The 5,424-nt window shown below is 61.5% G+C and carries 5 protein-coding genes and 1 pseudogene; 2 read left to right on the plus strand and 4 right to left on the minus strand.

Annotated elements, in window-relative coordinates:
* Positions 1-69 precede the first annotated feature (69 nt).
* From BO1_RS47925 to BO1_RS55855, 4 genes are all read right to left on the minus strand, one after another.
* The gene (locus BO1_RS47925) at positions 70-1,068 is read right to left on the minus strand and encodes an ABC transporter substrate-binding protein (RefSeq protein ID WP_028223654.1); all 999 of its coding nucleotides are present in this window, start codon (positions 1,066-1,068) and stop codon (positions 70-72) included.
* Between the two features lie 190 nt (positions 1,069-1,258).
* Positions 1,259-1,921: an SDR family oxidoreductase gene (locus BO1_RS47930; protein ID WP_028223655.1), complete on the minus strand. Its 663-nt coding sequence runs from the start codon at positions 1,919-1,921 to the stop codon at positions 1,259-1,261.
* Positions 1,922-2,046: 125 nt separating this feature from the next.
* Complete coding sequence (locus BO1_RS47935; protein WP_028223656.1) at positions 2,047-3,033, minus strand: 2Fe-2S iron-sulfur cluster-binding protein; 987 nt, start codon at positions 3,031-3,033, stop codon at positions 2,047-2,049.
* Positions 3,034-3,088: 55 nt separating this feature from the next.
* Positions 3,089-3,376, minus strand: a complete 288-nt coding sequence (locus BO1_RS55855; protein WP_245644137.1) for a nuclear transport factor 2 family protein — start codon at positions 3,374-3,376, stop codon at positions 3,089-3,091.
* Positions 3,377-3,388: 12 nt separating this feature from the next.
* Here BO1_RS55855 and BO1_RS58670 point away from each other — a divergent pair.
* Both BO1_RS58670 and BO1_RS47950 read left to right on the plus strand, forming a co-directional pair.
* Positions 3,389-3,703 (plus strand): annotated as a pseudogene (locus tag BO1_RS58670) (aldehyde dehydrogenase family protein); the annotation flags it as partial.
* A 423-nt stretch (positions 3,704-4,126) separates the two neighbouring features.
* Entirely contained in the window at positions 4,127-5,338 is a 1,212-nt protein-coding gene (locus BO1_RS47950) for a substrate-binding domain-containing protein (RefSeq protein ID WP_028223657.1), read from the plus strand.
* Positions 5,339-5,424: the final 86 nt, after the last annotated feature.

A 5,424-nucleotide genomic window follows, 5' to 3' on the forward strand; every position in this document is an offset into this window, starting at 1 on the left:
CTTGCGGCCCGCCGCGAAAACAAGTTAAGGCCAACATGCAAAAAGCACGAAAGCGCCAGCACCCCAAATTCAGATCTTAAAACTCTCAAGACTTGCAGGATGAAACAGCTCATGCGGCTGCAACCGCCGACTAGAAAGCCCTTCCTGATAATGCCGAGCGAGAAACCGATCAACGGTCCTCTCATTCTCCTTGAAGCCGTAAGGCCAAAAATCAAACCCCATCAACTTCCGCGCAGCGCGCAACTGATCCTCAACAAACGGCAGCGTCACCTTAGTAGCAGCAGTCTCACTAAGCCTCGCAAGCGCAAGCGCCTTCGACTTCTCAAACGCCTTGACGAGCGCGCCAGGCAGCCAAGGATGCTCATCTGCAAGCGCCTTCCTGACCCCAAGCGTATGCATAATCGGAAACAGCCTGGTCCGCGAATACCACTCAGCCGCAGTCTTATGCGGATCCTCAAAGAGATACCGAACCTGCGGATGCCCCTGATCAAAACACGACGGCGCGCGCGGCCCAATAACAGCATCGATCTCCCCCGCCGCCAGCAGACTGGAAATGGTCTCGCCTTCAGGCGCGTCTTCCACCTTGATATCGTCGGGCAAGTTCAACGAGATTTTCTCGACCCGAGTCGGATCTTCATAGCCACCCCGCACCCACGTCACATCCGACGCCTTCACCCCATACTCTTCCTCAAGCAGCATCCGAACCCATACATTGGCGGTGAGCTGATACTCAGGCACCCCTATGCGCTTGCCCTTCAGGTCCTCCGGCTTCTCGATCCCCCGGTCCGCACGCACATAGATCGACGTATGCCGGAACGCCCGCGACGGAAAGACCGGCACAGCCGTATACGGCGACGTGCCCGCAGCCACCTTCACCGAATAGCTGCTCAACGACAGCTCGCAAATGTCATAGTCAGCGTGCCGAAACGCGCGAAAGAAAATCTCCTCGGGTTCCTGCAGCATGAACACCGGATCCACGCCGTCGATCTGAACATCCCCATCGACGAGCGGCCGCATGCGGTCGTAATTCCCAACGGCGATCGACAGCCGAAGTTTGTGATTTCCCATTACCTCTTCTCCTTGTTGCAAAACGGTAGAAACGAAAGCGTTCGCACGCTCCAGCCACTCAAGCTGGAAATCCGATCAGATCATCGCGATTTCATACTATATCGCATGATCCTACTATGGATTACTCAAGTCAAGGGCCATGACATCACTGACCGGCGGGCCAATACCTCAGTTGAATGACCGCGTTCGTTCAGACGGATTGCGCCGGATAGACAAGCTCCGGCGTCCAGCTTTCGCGCGGCTGCGCATACAGTTCCCAGAACGCCTGAGCAACGCCGCGCGCTTCGGGCGAGTCGGCCGCAACGAATGTCGCCACGTTGACGGAACCGACGTGGACGCCACGCGCCTTGAAGCTGTCGAAAACCGCGTGCGTCAAGTTTTGAATCCCCGCCTTGCCAATGCCAAGCAGCAGGTAATCGGGATGCGGGTGCGTTGCCAGCGCGCCGCCGGTCAGCAGGATCGCGCCGCTACCGCGCGCCAGCATGCCTCGCGAAGCCGCTTGCGTGGCGACAAGCGCGGCACCGATATTCACGGTCAGATCGGGCACGAAGGTCTCGACCGGCTGCGTTTCGATCGAATCCGAATGCATCGCCGCCGCATTGAAGTGCAGCACGTCGATTGCGCCGAACTCCGCTTCCGTCTCGCGCACGAACTGAAGCACGCTATCCAGATTCCCGGCGTCGACCGTCCTGGTGCTGACGGTGTAGCCTTCGTCGGACAGTTGCCTGGCCCTTTCGGCAAGCGGCCCGGGACTGCGCGAGGTTAGAACCACACGAAAGCCTTCGCGCGCAAAACGTCCGGCCGTTGCGATTCCGATGCCGGGGCCAGATCCGATACTGAGAAAAATTTTCACTATCAGGAATCCTATTAAATATGGAAAATGCTTGTCAAAACTCCGGCCCAGCTTTCGGCCATGGCTTCAACGCAAAATGTGGGAACGTCAGGGGTTAGTGGGTCAAGTACAGCGATGCAGGCGCATCAGCCCGTATGCACGAACGCGTCGCTGAAGAAGTCGTCGTCCGGCAAGCCGGCCTTCACGAAGGTCTCGCGCGCGGCGCTCGTCATCGAAGGGTTGCCGCACGCGTACACCTCATATCCCGCCAGCGAGCCGAAGTCTTCGAGCACCGCCTCGTGCACGAAGCCCCGCCGGCCCGTCCATGCCTCATCGGCTTCGGAGAGCACCGGCACGAACTTCACGCGGCCGCTGTCGTGCCATTTCCGCGCGAGCGCTGCAAGGTAGAGGTCTTCGGCGCGGCGCGCGCCCCAGTACAGATGCAACGGCCGATCGAGCTTGCGCTTGATGGCATCCTCGACGATCGACTTCACCGGCGCGAACCCCGTGCCGGTCGCGAGCAGCACGGCCGGCTTGTCCGACCCTTCGCGCAGCATGAATTCGCCGAACGGCAGTTCGATCCGCAGCCGGTCGCCTTTCGCAAGGCGGCCCAGCACGGCTTCGGAGAAGCGGCCGCCGGGCACGTGGCGCACGTGCAGTTGCACGCTGTCGTTTTCGTGCGGTGCGTTCGCCATCGAGTAGTTGCGCCGCGTGCCGTCCTCCAGCTCGACCTGCAGATACTGGCCGGCGCCAAACTTCGCGCGCACGCCCGTGGGCAGCCGCAATTGCAGGACGCTGACGTCGCTGGCGGGTTGCGTGATGCGGTATACGGCGGCTTCGAGCGTCTTGCGCGCGATGGGGTCGCGCTTCTCGATGCGGCGCGGCGTGATCGTCAGGTCCGTGCCGGGCCGCAGGCAGCACAGCAGCGCGCGCTCGGCCGGCGCCGCCACGGCGCCCTGCACCGCCGAGCGCCCCTCGCCCGCCACGAGGCGTCCCTCGCAGGAGGCGCAAACGCCCTTGCGGCACGAGTACGGCACCGCATAGCCGGCGCGCTCGGCCGCGTCGAGCACGGTTTCACCGTCCGCGCAGGGAAACGTTATGTCGCTCTCGGCGACGGAAATGCGAAAGTCCACGATATCACCTCGATGCGTTGTCAGCCGATGTCGGTCGATGGCCGGTGTGCAGGCGTCATAGCGGCAACGCGAGCAATGTGTCGATGCGCGAGCTGTCACACACGACGACCCGCTCGCGCAGGCGCACGCCCGCCTCGTTGCGCACGTACACGTCGCAGTAGCGCCCCGTCGCAAACAGGTCGGTGGTCCCGTCGCGCATGATGCGCGCGACCATGAATGCCGTTTCGCTGCGCGCCTCAGTGCCGTCGTCGCTGATCACGTACGGCTGCCCGAGCAGATGGCGGTAGGCGTGCCGTTCGTAGATATTGGCGTCGCGCAGCGACGCCACGCGGTCGACCAGCATGCCGTGGGAGGCCTGATGGTCGAGGAACCGTTCGGGCCTGTCGTGCCGATAACGACATTCAGCAACACTGACGAGGCATTGGCGCGCGCCAACGCGCTGCCCTATGGCCTGGCTTCCTACGTGTTCACGAACTCGATCGCGACCGCCGAATACACGGCTAGCCGTATCGAGGCCGGCATGGTCGGCATCAACCATTTCGGCCTGGCGCTGGCCGAAACGCCGTTGGGCGGCGTGAAGGAAAGCGGCATGGGCAGCGAAGGCGGCATCGAGACGTTCGATGGCTACCTCGTCACCAAGTTCGTGACGCAGGCGAGCCGGGTGCCCTGAGGACGGCTCGGGCAACACGCCAAGGCGGGGAGCGAACGCTAACCCGCTGAACTAGCCGCAGTGCGTCTTCGGTTGGACGCGTGCCCCCGTCTGCGGACGGGGGGCATCGTTGTTTCCTTGATCCCGCCTCCCCCACTCCCGCTCTCCCGCTCTCGGCCTGCGGACAGGCGCGCCACTCGCGCGCCCTCCTCGCCCTTGCACACGCGGTGCATTCGCGCCGCACCCCGTAGCCATGACATGCGCCCTGCCAGGGACTTTCCCCAGGGGTCTTGACTTAACTCATTCCAAAACACATTATTCGATATAAATCGATCTTGCAACGCACTGTTGCATTTAGGATGCCGCATCAATTCAGCTGCAGGAAGCGCCATTTTCCTGATCGGCCGATTCCACGACTCACCACCACCCACGACGAGGATCACCATGTTCTTCAAGCTTCGCGTATCGCCTGCGGTGCAACACCTGCAAAGTCCGCTTATTGCGCAAGAGACTGCGGCCGCTCATCCATGCGGTCTCGAGAACCGGTGCGGTCATCGCCACGGCCGGGGGAAGCTGCTCGCTTCGGCGATGCAACTCTGCGCGAGCCTGCTGCTTGCCGCGGGCTTCACCTGTACTGCGGCTCATGCGGCGCAAGACTCCGTCACGAACCATCAAGGCGACATCACGCCGTTGTGCGGCACGAAGCCGATGATCGTCGGCGTGTCGGACGGTTACGGCGGCAATACGTGGCGCAAGACGGGGCTTGCCGAAGTCAGGGACGAGTTGAGCCGGTGCAAGAACGTCACGCGGATCATCTACAGCAATGCCAACGGCGATCCGCAGAAGGCGAACTCGGACATCAACAGCATGGTCGCGCAGGGGATCAACGTCCTGATTCTGCTGCCTGACTTTGGTGCGGTGCAGCTTCCGGCGATGCGGGCGGCCATGAAGGCGGGCGTTGCGGTCGTGCCGTATTCGGCGCAGCTTGCGGGCACGCCGGGGCGCGACTATGTCGTGAACGTGGTGGGCGATACGCAGCAGATCGGTGTGTTGTGGGCCGACTGGCTTGGCACGACGCTCAAGAAGGGCAATGTTGTGTTTATGGGGGGATCGCCGGGGGCGACCACTTCGCAGAACTTCATGGACGGTCTGAGAGATGGGCTCAAGAAGTATCCTGGGCTGAAGTTGCTTAACCAGCAGTACATTGTGACGAACTGGAATCCTGTTGATGCGCAGAAGGCGACGGTCGGGCTCATTGCGCAGTATCCGAAGATCGATGCCATCGTGACCGATGGGGGTGAGACGGCGCTGGCCGCTGTCAAGGCATTCGAGCAGGCTAATCTTCCTGTGCCTGCCATTGCGACGATTGCTAGCGACAATCAGGTGAATTGTCATTTCATCGCTGCGAAGCAGGCAGGGAAGCCGTATCCGTATTACACGCTCGATGGGACGACGACTTATGTGAGATTCGCCGTGCGGCAGGGGGTGGCGGCTTATCAGGGTACGGCGGATAAGGAGTCGCCGTCGATTCTGCCTTATGCGTATGCGGATAGCACTAAGGGGCTTGATCCGAAGTGTGATCCGTCGGCTCCGCCGGATGCCGATCTTACTTCTGCGCTTCCGCCGCAGAAGCTCAAGGCTGTGTTTGAGCATTGATCGTGAAAGTCGTGCTACTGATTTTTTGCATTTAGCAATGCAGATTGCTTTGGCCTTAACTTGTTTTCGCGGCGGGCCGCAAGCGT

The organism is Paraburkholderia oxyphila NBRC 105797 (assembly GCF_000685075.1).
GTDB lineage: Bacteria > Pseudomonadota > Gammaproteobacteria > Burkholderiales > Burkholderiaceae > Paraburkholderia > Paraburkholderia oxyphila.